Below are 14,805 nucleotides of genomic sequence, written 5' to 3' on the forward strand. Positions count from 1 at the left end.
GATAGCGGGTTTACGCCATGTATGAGGAGAGATTTGCCCGCGCCGCCGCCGATCCCGGCAGCCCGGTGATCCTGGCCATCTATGAGACCCAGGCCGAACACCGTGACCTGGGCATGCACAGCCATCCGCGCGGGCAGCTGTCCGGCATCCGTCGCGGCCTGCTGACCATGGGGACCGAGGCCGGCGCCTGGGTGGTGCCCGCCGATCAGGCGGTGTGGCTGCCGCCGCACCAGCCGCATTACGGCTACACCCATGGCGCGATCGAAGGCTGGGTCTGCTACATCGCCGAGGCCGCCTGCACGCAACTGCCGGACCGGCCCTGCACGATCCGGGCGTCGGGTTTGCTGCGCGAGGCGGTGATCCGGGCATCCGCCTGGGAAGGGACGCAGATGGACGAAGCCCAGCAGCGCATCGCCATGGTCATCCTGGACGAGTTGCGCACGGCCCCCATCGAGCCGTTCAACCTGCCCATGCCCAGCGATCCGCGCCTCATCCTGATCGCGCGGGCGCTGCTCCGCAATCCGGGGGAGCGGCGGGGCATGGATGAATGGGCCAGATGGGCCGGCCTGTCGGAACGCACCCTCAGCCGCCGCTTCGTGGCGGAAACCGGCTACAGCTATACCGCCTGGCGCCAGCGGGCCTGCCTGATGCGGGCGCTGGAGATGCTGGCGGAGGGGGTGCCGGTCACCACTGTCGCCATCGACCTGGGCTATGACAGTGTCAGCGCCTTTATCGCGCTGTTCAAGCGCACCCTGGGCGTGACGCCATCGGCCTATTTCAATCGCACCGCCATACCATAAACAGCCACTTGACATATCCTTTCATATGTAAGAAAAACCTTACACATGAAAGACGCGATGCAGATAGCCGATGTGGCGTGTGACGGGGGGCAGGTCCTGACGGCCCTGTCGGCGCTGGCCAACCCGCACCGGCTGCGCATCGTGGCGCTGCTGGCGGGCGGCGGGCGGCATTATGTCAGCCAGTTGGCCCGCGAGTTGGGGATCAGCCGGCCGCTGCTGCATCTGCATGTGCAGAAGCTGCTGGAGGCGGGGCTGGTGACGTCGCGGCTGGAACTGTCCGATGATGGCAAGGCCTTGAACTATCTGGAACTGGCGCAATTCCACCTGGACCTGACGGCGGAAAGCCTTCGTCAGGCCGTGGAGACCCTACCGGGACCGGGCGATACGGGGAACTAAGGGGAACGTGAATGGCCGATGATACCTATCTCTACTCGATTTTCTGGTTCGTGGTGCTGATCGTGTCGGTCTTCGCCATGCGCATGGTCACCACCCTGATCCAGGCCCGCAACACGCAGGCCGAGGAACAGAGCTATCGCACGCTGGCCGAACGCGCCGTGGCGGCGCTGGAGGAGCAGACGGGCACCATCACGGCCATGCGCGCCGAACTGACAGCCGCCCGCGTCACGCTGGCCAATGTCGAAAAAATCCTCAAGCAGGTGGAGTAAACCATGCGCGACATCGCCGTCTGGCGTCTGAACCTTTTACGCGCCGTCTATCTGCTGATGGCCGTGGGCGCCGGCTATCTGAACTGGTCGCAGATCCTCGACCCGGCCCGCAGCTGGGAGATGATGGAAGGCGTGGTGGTCGCCATGCTGGGGGCCATGTCGCTGCTGGCCCTGCTGGGTTTGCGCCAACCGCTGCGCATGCTGCCGCTGCTGTTCTGGGAAATCGCCTGGAAGCTGATCTGGCTGACCCGCGTCGCCCTGCCCGCCTGGCAGGAGGACCGGATCACCGAGGCGCTGGCCGCCAATATCGTCGCCACGGGCATGGTGGTGGTCATCATCGTCGCCGTGCCGTGGGACCATGTCTGGCGGCAGTATGTGAAGGGGGCGAGTATATAGAAAAGTGGACTAAAAATCCCACTTCCTATGGATATTTTTCTATTTTCTCGCTATTTTTCTATCAAGGTGATCTACACTTACAAGAGTTTTGAAAATTAAACCCATGACGAAAATTATGACGAGCAATATGATACACTTTTTCGGCAGAGTAATGCCCGAAAGGTACCCAATCACAATCGAACCAGCACTAAAAAGCAGGACTGTTTATGTTGAATTCCTTTTCGAAATGGAAATTGAGGTGTGCATATTTACGAGCAATGTTCATTGTTTTGTAAAAATAATCAGGGATGAAAATAATATAAATTTACATACTATAAGAAATTTTGTCAAAGACACCGTGCATTCTATTGTTGATTTAGTTGGATATATGAATGGAATGCGATTTCAAGTTGAGATAACATCATATACTGACAGCAACGGAGATTGGCATGTTTTTGGCATAAACGAACCATGTCTACAAAAACGGGGATTTTTGGGAACTATAGATCCAACTTATTTGCGTACAGTATTAGGAAGTCAAGCCATGTCTTCCATAGTACTTAGCGACTTTCGATCTGCGATGGATAACCCTGCATTAACAGGGTTCTTCTGCTACCGCGCCATTGAAGGCATAATGCACGAAGCAACAAAAGGGATAAGCGGCAACGACAATGCAAAATGGGAAGCCTTCCGAAAGCTCTTAAATGTAGAAAAAATCGAAATACTGGAAATAAAGAAACATGCAGATGCCCCTCGCCATGGGAAAATACAGTCGATGACTGGTGAACAACGAGAAGAGACGTTAGTACGATCAAAAGAGATCATTGAAAAATACATAGAATTCCTATTGTCGGCCACCGCCAAGTAATCTTCTGATTCTTAACAAACCAACCATTCAGACCACTTATCCCTTCGTCGTCAGCACCGTATACGCCACCGGCCGGCTGACACTCAGCATCGGGTTCTCCTTCGCCAGCGTCTTGTCGTTGGGGATGTTCACCCGCCCCCTGGCATCGGCCGTCAGAATGCGCGGCCCCTTGGTCCCCTCCAGCGTCACGGTACAGTCCAGGCCGCAAAACAGGCGCAGGGTCTTGGCCGAGGGCGCCAGGAAGGAGGCCACCCCCGCCTCCTTGTCGATCAGCCGGTCGAACTGGTCGAAAGCGGACTTCACGTCGGCATAGGCGAGACGGGTGGCGCCGGCCGGCAGCTTCATGCCGATCTGCGCCTTCATAGTATAGGTGCCGGGCGCCTGGTTGATGATGACATTGGCGCCGGCCGCCAGCCAATCGGAACGGTAGGGGATGTCCACCTCGTTCTCCGGGCCGATGGCAAGCGGCACCGACCCTTCCGGGGCCGCCACCACCATGCTGACCGGCTGGACCAGCGGCTGGTCATCCTTCACCGGCTGGACCGACAGGCGCAGGGCCAGCCTGTCATGGCCGGCACCATAGAACCGGGCCATCTGGTCGTGAAATTCCTTGTAAGGTGCCGTATGGCTGCCGGGTGCGGCCAGAGAAGCAGCCGGCAGCAGGGACAGGACAAGGGCGAACCAGGAGGACCGGCGCATATCGAGGGGCTCCGTCAGCCGAGCGGGTTGAAGCCGAGCGGGTTGAAGCCGAGCGGGTTGAAGGATTGTACCGTGACGCGGCCGCCTTCGGCCACCAGGAAGCTGCCCTCGTCCACCTCGTTCCAATGGCTGGCATCCTCGTCCAGCGGTTCGGACAGGACCATCACCGAATCATCGCCCTCCTCCAGGCAGATGCGGCCGTCGTGGCAGCCGTCGATATGGCCCTTGGTCCAGAACAGGCTGGGCGACCGCCCGTCGCAGGACCAGCGCACAGCATAAAGCCGTTTGCCGTCCGACAAGGCCGCCGTCATGCGGAACGGCTCCGTCACGCCCTCGCGCCGCATCTTGCCCACGATCTGCGCCACGGTCAGGGCGAAGGCACTGGCCGGGTCCTCCATCAATCCATTGCCCAGGGCCAGATAGAAGAAGGCCTCGCTGTCGGTGGAACCCTCGCGGTGGCGATACAGATCCTTGCGAATCACACCCTCCACATCCTGGCGCACCTGGGGCCAGCCGCCGATCTGACCATTATGCATGAACAGCCAGTCGCCATAGCGGAACGGGTGGCAATTCAGGCGCGAGGTGGCGGTCCCCGTCGAGGCCCGCACATGGGCGAAAAACAGGGGCGAGCGGATCTGTTCGGCCAGGGAGCGCAGATTGGCGTCCGACCAAGCTGGCATCGTGTCGCGATAGAGGCCCGGGCGTGCCAGGTCCCCGTACCAGCCCAGGCCGAATCCGTCGCCATTGGTCGGCGCCACGCTGCGCTGGGCCGACAGTGACTGCCGGATCAGCGAGTTGCAGGGCTGGAACAGCAGCGTGTCCATCGAAATGGGAATACCGGCATAGGCCAGCCAACGGCACATTCGAACCACCTTCAAAGGCTCAGGCAAAGGTTGGGGCCCCGAACCACGCCCACACAAGTGTTAAATCAGGCGCCCATGGCGGAACAAGGGCAATCCCATGGCATTTTGAACATCGTTCGAAATCGATCGTGCTGTGACATTTCTCCCTTCGCCTGAAACAAAGCGCGCCTCACGCCGTTGTCCTGTCGAAGGCCGCCCTGATGGCGCGCCTGTTTCCCCAAGCGCAGAGGTATGCGATGAGCATGGATAATGTGAAGGGCAAGCTGAACGAGGCCAAGGGTGCGGTGAAGAAGGCCGTGGGCAAGGCCACGGACGATCCGGCCCTGGTGGTTGAAGGCCAGGCCGACAAGGCCAAGGGCAAGGCGCAGCAGGTGAAGGGTCACCTGAAGGACGCCGTGCGCGACGCCACCCGCTGACCCGGTTCCGCCCCCCTTCCGGACCCAACGGAAGGGGGGCGGGTGTCTGTTGCATCCCACCCCTCCATGTGATTGCCGACTGCCACACCGTTGTAGGCTGCAACGGTCGCGCCGTTTACAGGCGGGGGGTCGGGGGTTATGGTGCGCCCGCCTTTGTGAAGGTTCGGCGACACCGTCAATGGTGCTGCCGCTCACCCCTGGATCTCCACCAAAGACGGGCAGCACGAACATGAAGCTGATCGCCGGTAACAGCAATCAGCCTTTGGCTGAAGCCATTTCGCACTGCCTTGAGGTCCCGCTGACCAAGGCTTCGATCCGTCGCTTCGCCGACAACGAGATTTTCGTCGAGATCAACGAAAATGTCCGCGGCGAGGACGTGTTCGTCATCCAATCGACCTCGTTCCCGGCCAATGACCATCTGATGGAACTGCTGGTCATCATCGACGCGCTGCGCCGGGGTTCGGCCCGCCGCATCACGGCCGTGGTTCCCTATTACGGCTATGCCCGTCAGGACCGCAAGACCGGCCCCCGCACGCCGATCTCCGCCAAGCTGGTGGCCAACCTGATCACCACGGCCGGCGCCAACCGCGTGCTGACCATGGATCTGCATGCCGGTCAGATCCAGGGCTTCTTCGACATCCCCGTCGACAATCTGGTCGCCGGCGGTGAGTTCACCAAGGACATCCAGGAACAGGTCAGCGGCGGCAAGCTGATGGTCGTGTCGCCCGACGTGGGCGGCGTGGTCCGCGCCCGCGCCATCGCCAGCCGGCTGGAAGCCGACCTGGCCATCATCGACAAGCGCCGCGAACGTGCCGGCGTGTCGGAGGTGATGAATGTCATCGGCGACGTGTCGGGCCGCGACTGCATCCTGATCGACGATATCGTGGATAGCGCCGGCACCCTGTGCAACGCCGCCGTGGCCCTGAAAGCCCGCGGCGCCACGTCGGTCCGCGCCTATGTCACTCATGGCGTGCTGTCCGGCGGGGCCGTGGCCCGCGTCGGCGGCTCGCCGCTGGATGAACTGGTGATCACCGACAGCATCGTGGCCACCGACGCCGTCAAGCAGGCCCGCAACATCCGCCAGCGCTCCATCGCCCGGCTGATGGCCGACGCCATCGACCGGATCAGCAATGAACGCTCGGTGTCCAGCCTGTTCATCTGAACGGGTTGTACGTTTCCCGTTAAAAGGCGCCGACATTCCCGGCGCCTTTTTCATTTCAGGGCTGCAACGGCATATCCGGGTGCAAACAGTTACACAGCCGTTACATGCTAAGCCGTTGACACAAAATAGCCATGATCCCCACACTCCAGCCCATTGTTTCAAGGACAACAATGGAGTGGGGGCATGGCGCGGTCACGGACCGGTCGCTGGATGGTGGCGGGGCTGGCCTTGGTGCTGGCTGGATGTGCCACGGGACAGGCGGCCAACCAATCCAAGGACAAGGGTGGCAAGGGCGATGACAAGGCGGCACTGGCGCAGGGCCTGGACCCCGCCGCCAACCGCGACCCCTTCCCCAGCCGGTACAAGCCGGAGCCGGGTCCGCTCGTCGCCCTGACCGGTGCCACCGTGCTGACCGGCACCGGCCAGCGGATTGAGAACGGCACAATCATCCTGCGCGATGGCAAGATCGAGGCGGTGGGGGCGGGCCTGCCCGTTCCGGCCGGCGCCACATTGGTCGATGCCACGGGCCGCTGGGTGACACCGGGCGTCATCGACATGCATTCCCATCTGGGTGTCTACGCCTCTCCCGCCGTGAAGGCCCATTCCGACGGCAATGAAGCCACCGACCCCAACACCGCCCAAGTCTGGGCCGAGCACTCGCTGTGGCCCCAGGACCCTGGGTTCGAGCGGGCGTTGCGCGGTGGCGTGACCAGCCTGCTGATCCTGCCCGGCTCCGCCAACCTGTTCGGCGGGCGCAGCGTCACCATCAAGAACGTCGCCGCCCGCAATGTGCAGGAGATGAAGTTCCCCGGCGCACCCTATGGCCTGAAGATGGCCTGCGGCGAGAATCCCAAGCGCGTCTATGGCGACAAGAGCCGCGCGCCGGGCAGCCGCATGGCCAACGTCGCCGGCTACCGCAAGGCCTGGATCGAGGCGGCGGACTATCAGCGCAAATGGGATGCCTATTACAAGAAACAGAAGAACGGCAGCGATGACGGCAAGGGTCCCGGCGACCCGCCCAAGCGCGACCTGCAACTGGACACGCTGGCCGGGGTGCTGCGCGGCGAGATCCTGGTGCAGAACCATTGCTACCGCGCCGACGAGATGTCGGTGATGCTGGATGTCGCCAAGGAGTTCGGCTACAAGGTCGCCGCCTTCCACCATGCCACCGAGGCCTACAAGATCGCCGACCTGCTGAAGGAAAGCGACACCTGCACCGCCACCTGGGCGCATTGGTGGGGCTTCAAGATGGAAAGCTATGACGGGGTGCCCGCCAATGCCGCCATGGTCCATCATGCCGGTGCCTGCGCTGTCATCCATTCCGATGACGAAACGCTGATCCAGCACCTGAACAAGGAAGCCGCCCAGGCCATGGCCGAGGGACGTTATCTGGGCATCGATATCAAGGAGGAGGAGGCGATCGCCTGGATCACCGCCAATCCCGCCAAGGCCATTGGCATCCTGGACAAGACCGGGACGCTGGAGCCCGGCAAGATGGCCGATGTGGTGGTGTGGAACGGCAACCCCTTCTCCATCTATACCCTGGCCGACCTGGTCTATATCGACGGCGTTCTGAAGCATGACCGCGCCCGCCCGCCCGCCTTGCCGCGGTCGGATTTCGAGCTGGGCCAGTCGGGTGCCGATATCTTCAAGGCGGGGGCGAAGTGATGAACAGCTTCAAGAAACTTCTCCTGGGTACCGCGTTCGCAGCATTGGCCGCCGGTGCAGCCCACGCACAGACCATCGCCATCCAGGGTGCGACCTTGGTCAACGGCACCGGGGCATCCCTGCCCGGCGCCACCATCATCATCAGCAACGGCATCGTCACGGCGGCCGGTGCGGGTGCGGCGGTGCCGGCCGGCGCCACGCTGATCGACGGCACGGGCAAGGTGGTGACGCCGGGCCTGTTCGTCTCCAGCAGCGATATCGGCATTGAGGAGGTCAGCGCCGTCTCCCAGGCTAATGACAGCAAAGCCGACAATGCCAACCTGTCCGTGGCCTACGACCCCTCCTACTCCGTGAACCCGGCCAGCACCCTGCTGCCGCTGGCCCGCACGGGCGGTATCACGCGGGCCGTGATCATGCCCGCCGCGGCCTTTGGCGACGGGGCGCACGCGCATGAGGCCGACACGGCCGGCCATACCGAGGAACCGTTGTTCCAGGGACAGCCGGCCATCATCCATACCGGTGCCGCCGCCGACATCGTGGTGCGCACCCGCATCGGCGTGGCCCTGCCGCTGGGTGAAGGGGCCGCCAAGAATGCCGGCGGCAGCCGCAGCCTGACGGTCGCGGTCCTGAAGGCAGCATTGGAGGATGCCCGGCACTATGGGGCCAACAAGGCCGCCTTCAACCAGGGTGGGACGCGCGACTACAGCCTGTCACGCCTGGATTTGGAGGCGCTGCTGCCCGTGGCCAAGGGGGAGGCACCCTTGTTCCTGGCCGTGTCGCGTGCCGCCGACATCCGCCTGGCCCTGCGCCTGGCGAAGGAAGAAAAGCTGCGGCTGGTCCTGCTGGGCGCGGAGGAAGGCTGGATCGTGGCGGATGAGATCGCGGCGGCTGGCATACCGGTGGTGATGAAGCCCACCACCAACCTGCCCGGCCGGTTCGAAACGCAGCGTGCCCGGCTGGAGAATGCGGCCCTGATGGAAAAGGCCGGCGTGACGGTGATCATCACCACCACGGCCGACGGCCATTACGCCAATCAGGTGCGGTTCGAGGCGGGAACGGCCGTCGCCTATGGCATGCCCAGGGACAAGGCCCTGGCCGCCATCACCAGCCGCCCCGCGGCATTGTTCGGCGCCAAGGATGCCGGCGTGATCGCGGTGGGCAAGCCCGCCGATCTGGTCCTGTGGGGCGGCGACCCGCTGGAACCCACCACCCTGGCCGAGAAAGTGTTCGTGAACGGGGTGGAGCAATCGCTGCAGACCCGGCAGCGGGCGCTGGAGGAACGGTATCTGAAGCGGTGAGGCATGGGGATGGGGTGGCACATCGGCAGGGGGTGCGCCACCCCGGTTTCAAAGCGGCGATCATTTGCGATCACCAAGCCCCCGATCACTCAGGCAAATGGATTGAGGACCAGATCGGGCAGCTCTTGGATATTAGGGTAATCCAGGGGACCTGGGATCGGCTCCCGGCTGGGGGTGAAGGTGCTACGGTCATTACGCAGGAAAGTGACCTCCACTACCGATGGCACCGGCACGCCTTCGATCACCCCGATGCCGCAGCAATTGTTCGCGTGCAGATGAACCACCGTGTGATTGCGCGTCAGCAGGTTCATGGTGGAGCGATAGGCATGGACGAATTCAGGCGTCAGAACACTGCTAAGGAAATGCAGTTCACAGACGATCAGCCGGAAATGGCGCAGCGTATCGACCGGCAGTACCGGAATGCACATCCACTCCGCGCCTTCGGTATCGAATTTCAGCAGCAGGTCGTCGCGTTGGCGCAAGTTATATCGGTCGAGAATGCTGTCCAGCGTCATCGCCTCGGGCCCGTCAACCGCCGCCCAGGCCGTCTTGTTGAAATGGAAATGCTCATGGGCCACCGGCGGACCCTCCACCGTGTGATCGAACTGGTAGATCGGCACGCCGCGGTCTGCGAAATGCTGGTCGAAGGAAACATTGTCACCGATGCCCAGGGAGATCATACCGCCGATCCCCTCCAGATCGTCAGGCAGCACATAGCCGCCATCGCCCCTTGAACCTGCCCGCAACTTGCGGAATACGGACTGATACGGCCGCAGCATCGAGACGAGAGACAAAATTTCGGTTTGGCCGGACATACTGCATCCTTATCAAAGGCCCGCCACCGGGATCCGGCCTGAGACCATTTTCCCGCGCAGAATGTGATGCATCCCCCACCCTGTCAAGCGACGGCCGCCGTCAATAAAGAAGCGACATTGCAGAAAACTGATTGTTTTTATTCTGAAAACTGAAGGCAACAGGCCAACTCGTGTAAACGCCCTCTCCATGGCAGCCGTATGTCCATCTGTTTGTCGTGGTTGGAAGCAAGGCACAACGATTTGCCGATCCAACGCTGTTTACTATAAGGGAACGAACCATCAACCGCCGCGCCTGGTCCCCGGTGCAGTGCTGGTGGACAGGCCGGCCACATTCGTGGAAGATGTCCGCTATTTTCCGCGGGGACATGACTATCCAATGCTGATCACCGTTCATGGCGCCAGTTGGCTGGTTCTCGACATGCCTTTTCCTTGTGAAATCTACTATCAGATTTTGCCGCAGCACAGCACGAATGACCTCTATAAGGTGATGTTCACTCACACGGAACCGCTGCCTTTCAGCATGGGCATGGAGTGCATGACGGCCATGCACTCCAATGTCGATCTGATCGTCAGTTGCCATCCCGAGCATCTGGTGTTCCCCAATGCCGTTTTCGCTGTCTATGGCGGCCTGTTCACAAAGACTTTGCCACGGACCAAGAGCTTTTCGGCCAGTTTCATATATAGTCTGGGCCGGACAGCGGTCCGGGTCGATGGATATGCTGAACGGACCGGCTTCATGAACAAGGCCGACCAAGTTCGGATACCGCTGCGCGGATATCGCAGTCGCCTGGTTCAGGCAGGTCTTGCCGATCACCTTCCGCTTCTGGAGGGTGATCGCAAGGATCATCTGTTTGAATCAATGTTCCATGTCTGCTTTGAGAATAGCCGGGGGATCAACTACTTCACCGAAAAGCTGAATGATTGCTTTGCCACCTATACGGTACCGATCTATTGGGGCTGTCCGAACATCAGTGACTATTTCAACATGGACGGCATCATCCTCGCAGATTCCCATGAACACGCCATTGCGATTCTGAATGATCTGAACCCAGCTGATTATTGGCACCGTCTTGATGCCATGCAGGATAATTTCCGCCGCAGCCGGCAATACTGGGACTGGGTGGGGCGGCTGCGCAGCCTGATCGTGCGCGAATACGACAAAGCCGTCCATGGACAGGCTATCAGGGGCTTTCAGGCATGACGCGAATGATCGATCTGGCAGACTTTCAGCAGGGTGCCTTTGTCGAAACCGGCACCGGCCAGGGGTATCGCGTCATGGATGCCATGCGGCTCGGCTTTCCGGTCATCTACAGCGTGGAGTTGTCCGAGGAGGTGTTTGCCTCGACCTACGCGACGGTAGAGCAGGCGGTCCCAACCATCCCAACCATCAGCCGCATCACCTTGTTGCAGGGCGACAGCATCACCACGCTGCCCAGCCTTTGCGACTTGGTCAAGGCCAAGCAGATCTATGCGCTGAGCAGCATCGTCACCTTCTGGTTGGATGCCCGTCCGCTGCGTCACCCGGACGGCAGGGTGACGGCAGCCTCGCCGCCCTACCCGTTGCTGGAAGAACTGGCCATCCTGCGCAATGCCTTCCGGGGAGAGCTGTGGACCCCCATCATCCTGATAAATGGAATCGCCGATCAACTGGCCGGTATCCAAAAAGACGGGGCACCGATTACGCTTTCCGACGTGGCGGCAGCTATCCGGGCCATCGATCCCGATTATACATTCGAGGTTGGGCGGGTCAGATCAGAAAACCCGGACCTGCTAACCATGGCGGAGGATGTGCTGGCCGCCTATCCTGCTTGGTTCACCGAAGCCCGCCGGCTGGCCTAGAACCCCATCTTGGCGGCATACGGCGGCTGTCGCGAAGCACCGCATACGCGCCACCGGGTCAGTCCGCATGCCGTTACCGGGCTCACTTCCTGCCCCACAGCCTGCTCAATACATTCACCGCGCCTTGGGACGACATGGCATCCAAGCGCTGTACCGGGGCCGCCAGGGCAGGGCCCGCCTTGACTCCGGCGGCGTTCGCGCGTAAAAGGCCGGACCATTTTCACGGCGTACAGCACCCCTGGAGGCTGGCGCCACTACCGGACCCGCCGCGGGAACCCGCGACCGGGTCTTTTTTCGTACTAGGAGAGTACCATGACCCAGATTATCGCGCTCGCCGCCACGGCTCGCGACCGGGCCGGAAAGGGGACCGCCCGGGCCACGCGTCGTGCTGGTTCGATTCCGGCTGTGATCTACGGCAACAAGGAAAAGCCGGTGATGATCGCCCTGGACACCACGAAGTTCACCCGTGAGATCCATCGCCCGGGCTTCTTCACCCATCTGTTCGACATCACGGTCGATGGCCAGACGCACCGCGTGCTGCCGCGCGACGTGCAGTTGGACCCGGTTTATGACCGTCCGCTGCATGCCGACTTCCTGCGCGTCAGCGACACCACCGAGATCACCCTGAAGGTGCCGGTGGAGTTCGTGAATGTCGAGACCTGCCCCGGCATCAAGAAGGGTGGCGTCCTGAACGTCGTCCGTCACGATATCGAGGTGTTCGCCAAGGCTTCCGACCTGCCGGAGAAGATCATCGTCGATCTGGCTGGTTTCGAGGTTGGCGCTTCGGTGCATATCTCCTCGGTCAAGCTGCCGGAAGGCGTGCGCCCGACCATCACCGACCGCGACTTCACCGTCGCCACGATCGCCGCGCCGACCGTGAAGGCCGACGCCTGATCAGCAGGCTGATGAGCGCGTTTGCGGGATCTGTCCGAAAACGCGCTCATCCCTGAGGCTTGGATAAGCGAGCGGAACCCTATTGATGCGCCTGCTGGTCGGACTGGGCAATCCTGGCCCGGAATATGAGCGGCACCGGCACAATGTCGGGTTCATGGCCGTGGACGGGATCCATGGCCGCTACGGCTTCGGCCCTTGGAAGCGTCGCTTTCAGGGGCTGGTCGCCGAAGGGATCGCAGGTGGCGAAAAATGCTTCCTGCTGAAGCCCCAGACCTTCATGAACCTGTCCGGCCAATCGGTCGGCGAAGCCATGCGCTTCTACAAGCTGACGCCCGACGACACCATCGTCCTGCATGACGAACTGGATGTCGCTCCGGCCAAAATCCGGGTGAAACGGGGCGGCGGCCATAGCGGGCATAACGGCCTGCGCTCCATCGACGATCATATCGGCAAGGAATATTGGCGCCTGCGTATCGGCATCGGCCATCCCGGCGACAAGGACCGGGTGCATGGCTGGGTGCTGGGCAATTTCGCCAAGGCCGATGAGGCATGGCTGCCCAAGCTGCTGGATGTGATGGCCGCCGAATTGCCGCTGCTGGTCAAGGGCGAGCCGGAGAAATACGCCTCCCGCGTCGCGGCATTGACCGCCCCACCCAAACCCAAGGTGGAAAAGCCTGTGCCTGAAACGAAACAGCCCCTGGCGAAGGGGTGATACCCATCGCCAGGGGCTGTTGATTGCGCTGGCTCAGGCCTGCACCAGCGGCGTGAAGCCGCCCCAGAACATGCGCTTGCCATCGAACGGCATGTCATCGGGATCGCATTTGATGCGCGGGTCGCTCATCACCTTGGCATTGCAGGCATCGCGCACTTCCTTGGATGGATAAGTGATCCAGGATAGAACCACCACCTCATCCTCTTTCAACTCCACAGAGCGGGGGAAGGACGTGACCTCGCCATAGGTCACATCATCAGCCACGCATTCCACATAGGACAGGGCGCCATGCTCCATCCAGACCACGGAAGCAACCGTGGCCAGTTCCTTGTAGGCGTCCAGCTTGTCCTTGGGCACCGGCAATACGAAGCCATCAACATACATGGGAGGATCCTCCTGCACTCTGGTTGGTCGATACACCAAGGACGATGATACCTTGGGGTTTCCGACAGGAGCGGGGAAAAATTGACGAACCCCTTCCATCCTATCGTCGGCCATCCGCCAGACAGCCTCTTTCCACGGATTGCGCCGCCAGTTCCTGGAAACGCGCCAGATAACGTCCGTCACCGGCCATGGTGGGATCACGGATCGTCTCCGCATTCAACTGGCGTATCTCGTCATCAATACGCTGACACGGACTGGCACAACCAGACAGGATCGGCGACAGCAACATCAAAAGTACCAGACGGGACAGGGAGGGCATGGACGGGGCATCCAGATATGAGCCGGAAAGCCCGCAGCCTGCCTGCCCGACCGGGCGAAAGCACGGCCTCCCGGTGACGGGATTGCGGCAGGTCCGCGTCGCCCCTGCCTGTGCCCGTCAATATCGGCGGATCAGACCCACCAGCCGACCTTGCACATTGACCCGGTCGGAGCCGAATACCCGCGTCTCGTAGCTCGGGTTCGCCGGCTCCAGCGCGATGGAATTGCCCTTGCGGCGCAGGCGCTTCAAGGTCACTTCCTGCTGATCCACCAGCGCCACGACGATCGTACCGTTCTCCGCCATTTCGCAGCGCTGGATGACGACCGTATCGCCATCCAGGATGCCGGCCTCAATCATGCTGTCGCCTGCCACTTCGAGCGCATAATGGTCACCGGCAGCCAACATCGAGGCCGGAATATCGATGGTGACGGAACTGTCGCGCATCGCCTCAATCGGCAAACCGGCAGCGATGCGGCCATAAAGCGGCAGGGATACCGCGTCAGCATCGTTGCTCGCTGGGCGGCCGGGCAGGCTGTTGCGAAAATCGCCACGGATGACGTTGGGCTTGAACCGCGGTGACACATCCTGCACCGGCGGCGGTGCGGTGACCGGAACAGCCGGGGCCGGCACCTTCGCCTTGGGTGCCGGCTTCTCCGGCAGACGCAACACTTCCAGTGCGCGGGCACGGTGGGGCAGGCGACGGATGAAACCCCGCTCCTCCAGCCCGGTGATCAGGCGGTGAATACCGGATTTGGACTTCAGACCCAGCGCATCCTTCATCTCGTCGAAAGAGGGGGAAACCCCGCCCTCATTCAGCCGTTCATTGATGAAGAACAGCAATTCCTGTTGCTTGCGCGTCAGCATGACATCCCCTCAGCCGCAACGGCTGCCGCCCATCCGGCACCGTCTTTGTCGCCAACACCACTATAGAACAATAACGGAACGTCAGGCAATGTTCTATTTTGGTTCACGTCCGTTGCGTGCGTCGGGTGAGTGGATTAGGGTACGCGGTCGCAATCTTTTGGTAT

The 14,805-nt window shown here is 61.6% G+C and carries 19 protein-coding genes; 13 read left to right on the forward strand and 6 right to left on the reverse strand.

Annotation, left to right across the window (positions count from 1 at the left end):
• Positions 1-17 precede the first annotated feature (17 nt).
• From AC1Q7F_RS15755 to AC1Q7F_RS15775, 5 genes are all read left to right on the forward strand, one after another.
• Complete coding sequence (locus AC1Q7F_RS15755; RefSeq protein ID WP_492508483.1) at positions 18-800, forward strand: AraC family transcriptional regulator; 783 nt, start codon at positions 18-20, stop codon at positions 798-800.
• 57 nt (positions 801-857) lie between these two features.
• Positions 858-1,196, forward strand: coding sequence for an ArsR/SmtB family transcription factor (locus AC1Q7F_RS15760; RefSeq protein WP_492508485.1), 339 nt, complete (start codon positions 858-860; stop codon positions 1,194-1,196).
• A gap of 11 nt (positions 1,197-1,207) precedes the next feature.
• Positions 1,208-1,465, forward strand: a complete 258-nt coding sequence (locus tag AC1Q7F_RS15765) for a hypothetical protein (RefSeq protein WP_492508487.1) — start codon at positions 1,208-1,210, stop codon at positions 1,463-1,465.
• A 3-nt stretch (positions 1,466-1,468) separates the two neighbouring features.
• Positions 1,469-1,861, forward strand: a complete 393-nt coding sequence (locus tag AC1Q7F_RS15770) for a hypothetical protein (protein ID WP_492508489.1) — start codon at positions 1,469-1,471, stop codon at positions 1,859-1,861.
• A gap of 103 nt (positions 1,862-1,964) precedes the next feature.
• Complete coding sequence (locus AC1Q7F_RS15775) at positions 1,965-2,708, forward strand: DUF8168 domain-containing protein (protein ID WP_492508491.1); 744 nt, start codon at positions 1,965-1,967, stop codon at positions 2,706-2,708.
• Positions 2,709-2,744: 36 nt separating this feature from the next.
• Here the strand turns inward: AC1Q7F_RS15775 and AC1Q7F_RS15780 are convergent, their stop codons facing one another.
• Together AC1Q7F_RS15780 and AC1Q7F_RS15785 are read right to left on the reverse strand one after the other, a co-directional pair.
• Positions 2,745-3,407: a DUF2987 domain-containing protein gene (locus AC1Q7F_RS15780; protein WP_492508493.1), complete on the reverse strand. Its 663-nt coding sequence runs from the start codon at positions 3,405-3,407 to the stop codon at positions 2,745-2,747.
• Positions 3,408-3,421: 14 nt separating this feature from the next.
• Complete coding sequence (locus AC1Q7F_RS15785) at positions 3,422-4,270, reverse strand: class II glutamine amidotransferase (RefSeq protein ID WP_492508495.1); 849 nt, start codon at positions 4,268-4,270, stop codon at positions 3,422-3,424.
• A gap of 236 nt (positions 4,271-4,506) precedes the next feature.
• Here AC1Q7F_RS15785 and AC1Q7F_RS15790 point away from each other — a divergent pair, with 236 nt between their 5' ends.
• The 4 genes from AC1Q7F_RS15790 to AC1Q7F_RS15805 all read left to right on the forward strand — a co-directional run bounded on the left by AC1Q7F_RS15790 (position 4,507) and on the right by AC1Q7F_RS15805 (position 8,814).
• Positions 4,507-4,686, forward strand: coding sequence for a CsbD family protein (locus AC1Q7F_RS15790; RefSeq protein WP_492508497.1), 180 nt, complete (start codon positions 4,507-4,509; stop codon positions 4,684-4,686).
• A gap of 229 nt (positions 4,687-4,915) precedes the next feature.
• The gene (locus AC1Q7F_RS15795) at positions 4,916-5,848 is read left to right on the forward strand and encodes a ribose-phosphate pyrophosphokinase (protein ID WP_492508498.1); all 933 of its coding nucleotides are present in this window, start codon (positions 4,916-4,918) and stop codon (positions 5,846-5,848) included.
• Between the two features lie 183 nt (positions 5,849-6,031).
• Positions 6,032-7,516, forward strand: a complete 1,485-nt coding sequence (locus AC1Q7F_RS15800) for an amidohydrolase (protein ID WP_492508500.1) — start codon at positions 6,032-6,034, stop codon at positions 7,514-7,516.
• Positions 7,516-8,814 (forward strand): amidohydrolase family protein, encoded by a 1,299-nt coding sequence (locus tag AC1Q7F_RS15805; RefSeq protein WP_492508502.1) that lies wholly within the window; start codon positions 7,516-7,518, stop codon positions 8,812-8,814. The genes AC1Q7F_RS15800 and AC1Q7F_RS15805 overlap by 1 nt, the downstream gene beginning before the upstream one ends.
• 89 nt (positions 8,815-8,903) lie before the next feature.
• On the opposite strand, the gene AC1Q7F_RS15810 is transcribed toward AC1Q7F_RS15805, so the two are convergent.
• Positions 8,904-9,629 carry an FkbM family methyltransferase gene (locus tag AC1Q7F_RS15810; protein WP_492508504.1) on the reverse strand — a complete coding sequence of 242 codons (726 nt, stop codon included), beginning with the start codon at positions 9,627-9,629 and terminating at the stop codon, positions 8,904-8,906.
• A 376-nt stretch (positions 9,630-10,005) separates the two neighbouring features.
• Here AC1Q7F_RS15810 and AC1Q7F_RS15815 point away from each other — a divergent pair, with 376 nt between their 5' ends.
• The 4 genes from AC1Q7F_RS15815 (at position 10,006) to pth (ending at position 13,074) form a co-directional block, all read left to right on the forward strand.
• Positions 10,006-10,830, forward strand: coding sequence for a glycosyltransferase family 10 domain-containing protein (locus tag AC1Q7F_RS15815; RefSeq protein WP_492508506.1), 825 nt, complete (start codon positions 10,006-10,008; stop codon positions 10,828-10,830).
• 5 nt (positions 10,831-10,835) lie between these two features.
• The gene (locus AC1Q7F_RS15820) at positions 10,836-11,468 is read left to right on the forward strand and encodes a hypothetical protein (RefSeq protein WP_492508508.1); all 633 of its coding nucleotides are present in this window, start codon (positions 10,836-10,838) and stop codon (positions 11,466-11,468) included.
• A gap of 312 nt (positions 11,469-11,780) precedes the next feature.
• Positions 11,781-12,362 carry a 50S ribosomal protein L25/general stress protein Ctc gene (locus AC1Q7F_RS15825; RefSeq protein ID WP_492508510.1) on the forward strand — a complete coding sequence of 194 codons (582 nt, stop codon included), beginning with the start codon at positions 11,781-11,783 and terminating at the stop codon, positions 12,360-12,362.
• A gap of 85 nt (positions 12,363-12,447) precedes the next feature.
• Entirely contained in the window at positions 12,448-13,074 is a 627-nt protein-coding gene (gene pth, locus AC1Q7F_RS15830; RefSeq protein WP_492508512.1) for an aminoacyl-tRNA hydrolase, read from the forward strand.
• Positions 13,075-13,107: 33 nt separating this feature from the next.
• Here the strand turns inward: pth and AC1Q7F_RS15835 are convergent, their stop codons facing one another.
• The 3 genes from AC1Q7F_RS15835 to lexA form a co-directional block, all read right to left on the reverse strand.
• The gene (locus AC1Q7F_RS15835; protein WP_492508514.1) at positions 13,108-13,458 is read right to left on the reverse strand and encodes a DUF1428 domain-containing protein; all 351 of its coding nucleotides are present in this window, start codon (positions 13,456-13,458) and stop codon (positions 13,108-13,110) included.
• 100 nt (positions 13,459-13,558) lie between these two features.
• Positions 13,559-13,777: a hypothetical protein gene (locus tag AC1Q7F_RS15840; RefSeq protein WP_492508516.1), complete on the reverse strand. Its 219-nt coding sequence runs from the start codon at positions 13,775-13,777 to the stop codon at positions 13,559-13,561.
• A gap of 117 nt (positions 13,778-13,894) precedes the next feature.
• Complete coding sequence (gene lexA, locus AC1Q7F_RS15845) at positions 13,895-14,641, reverse strand: transcriptional repressor LexA (protein WP_492508517.1); 747 nt, start codon at positions 14,639-14,641, stop codon at positions 13,895-13,897.
• Positions 14,642-14,805 lie beyond the last annotated feature (164 nt).

The sequence above is a fragment of the Niveispirillum sp. GW835-FHT14G11 genome (assembly GCF_058793615.1).

What these genes read in the sequence shown, in the direction of transcription:
- AC1Q7F_RS15755 (WP_492508483.1), top strand. Translation starts at nt 18, where the DNA reads ATGTATGAGGAGAGATTTGCCCGCGCCGCCGCCGATCCCGGCAGCCCG.
- AC1Q7F_RS15760 (WP_492508485.1), top strand. Translation starts at nt 858, where the DNA reads ATGCAGATAGCCGATGTGGCGTGTGACGGGGGGCAGGTCCTGACGGCC.
- AC1Q7F_RS15765 (WP_492508487.1), top strand. Translation starts at nt 1,208, where the DNA reads ATGGCCGATGATACCTATCTCTACTCGATTTTCTGGTTCGTGGTGCTG.
- AC1Q7F_RS15770 (WP_492508489.1), top strand. Translation starts at nt 1,469, where the DNA reads ATGCGCGACATCGCCGTCTGGCGTCTGAACCTTTTACGCGCCGTCTAT.
- AC1Q7F_RS15775 (WP_492508491.1), top strand. Translation starts at nt 1,965, where the DNA reads ATGACGAAAATTATGACGAGCAATATGATACACTTTTTCGGCAGAGTA.
- AC1Q7F_RS15780 (WP_492508493.1), bottom strand. Translation starts at nt 3,407, where the DNA reads ATGCGCCGGTCCTCCTGGTTCGCCCTTGTCCTGTCCCTGCTGCCGGCT.
- AC1Q7F_RS15785 (WP_492508495.1), bottom strand. Translation starts at nt 4,270, where the DNA reads ATGTGCCGTTGGCTGGCCTATGCCGGTATTCCCATTTCGATGGACACG.
- AC1Q7F_RS15790 (WP_492508497.1), top strand. Translation starts at nt 4,507, where the DNA reads ATGAGCATGGATAATGTGAAGGGCAAGCTGAACGAGGCCAAGGGTGCG.
- AC1Q7F_RS15795 (WP_492508498.1), top strand. Translation starts at nt 4,916, where the DNA reads ATGAAGCTGATCGCCGGTAACAGCAATCAGCCTTTGGCTGAAGCCATT.
- AC1Q7F_RS15800 (WP_492508500.1), top strand. Translation starts at nt 6,032, where the DNA reads ATGGCGCGGTCACGGACCGGTCGCTGGATGGTGGCGGGGCTGGCCTTG.
- AC1Q7F_RS15805 (WP_492508502.1), top strand. Translation starts at nt 7,516, where the DNA reads ATGAACAGCTTCAAGAAACTTCTCCTGGGTACCGCGTTCGCAGCATTG.
- AC1Q7F_RS15810 (WP_492508504.1), bottom strand. Translation starts at nt 9,629, where the DNA reads ATGTCCGGCCAAACCGAAATTTTGTCTCTCGTCTCGATGCTGCGGCCG.
- AC1Q7F_RS15815 (WP_492508506.1), top strand. Translation starts at nt 10,006, where the DNA reads ATGCTGATCACCGTTCATGGCGCCAGTTGGCTGGTTCTCGACATGCCT.
- AC1Q7F_RS15820 (WP_492508508.1), top strand. Translation starts at nt 10,836, where the DNA reads ATGATCGATCTGGCAGACTTTCAGCAGGGTGCCTTTGTCGAAACCGGC.
- AC1Q7F_RS15825 (WP_492508510.1), top strand. Translation starts at nt 11,781, where the DNA reads ATGACCCAGATTATCGCGCTCGCCGCCACGGCTCGCGACCGGGCCGGA.
- pth (WP_492508512.1), top strand. Translation starts at nt 12,448, where the DNA reads ATGCGCCTGCTGGTCGGACTGGGCAATCCTGGCCCGGAATATGAGCGG.
- AC1Q7F_RS15835 (WP_492508514.1), bottom strand. Translation starts at nt 13,458, where the DNA reads ATGTATGTTGATGGCTTCGTATTGCCGGTGCCCAAGGACAAGCTGGAC.
- AC1Q7F_RS15840 (WP_492508516.1), bottom strand. Translation starts at nt 13,777, where the DNA reads ATGCCCTCCCTGTCCCGTCTGGTACTTTTGATGTTGCTGTCGCCGATC.
- lexA (WP_492508517.1), bottom strand. Translation starts at nt 14,641, where the DNA reads ATGCTGACGCGCAAGCAACAGGAATTGCTGTTCTTCATCAATGAACGG.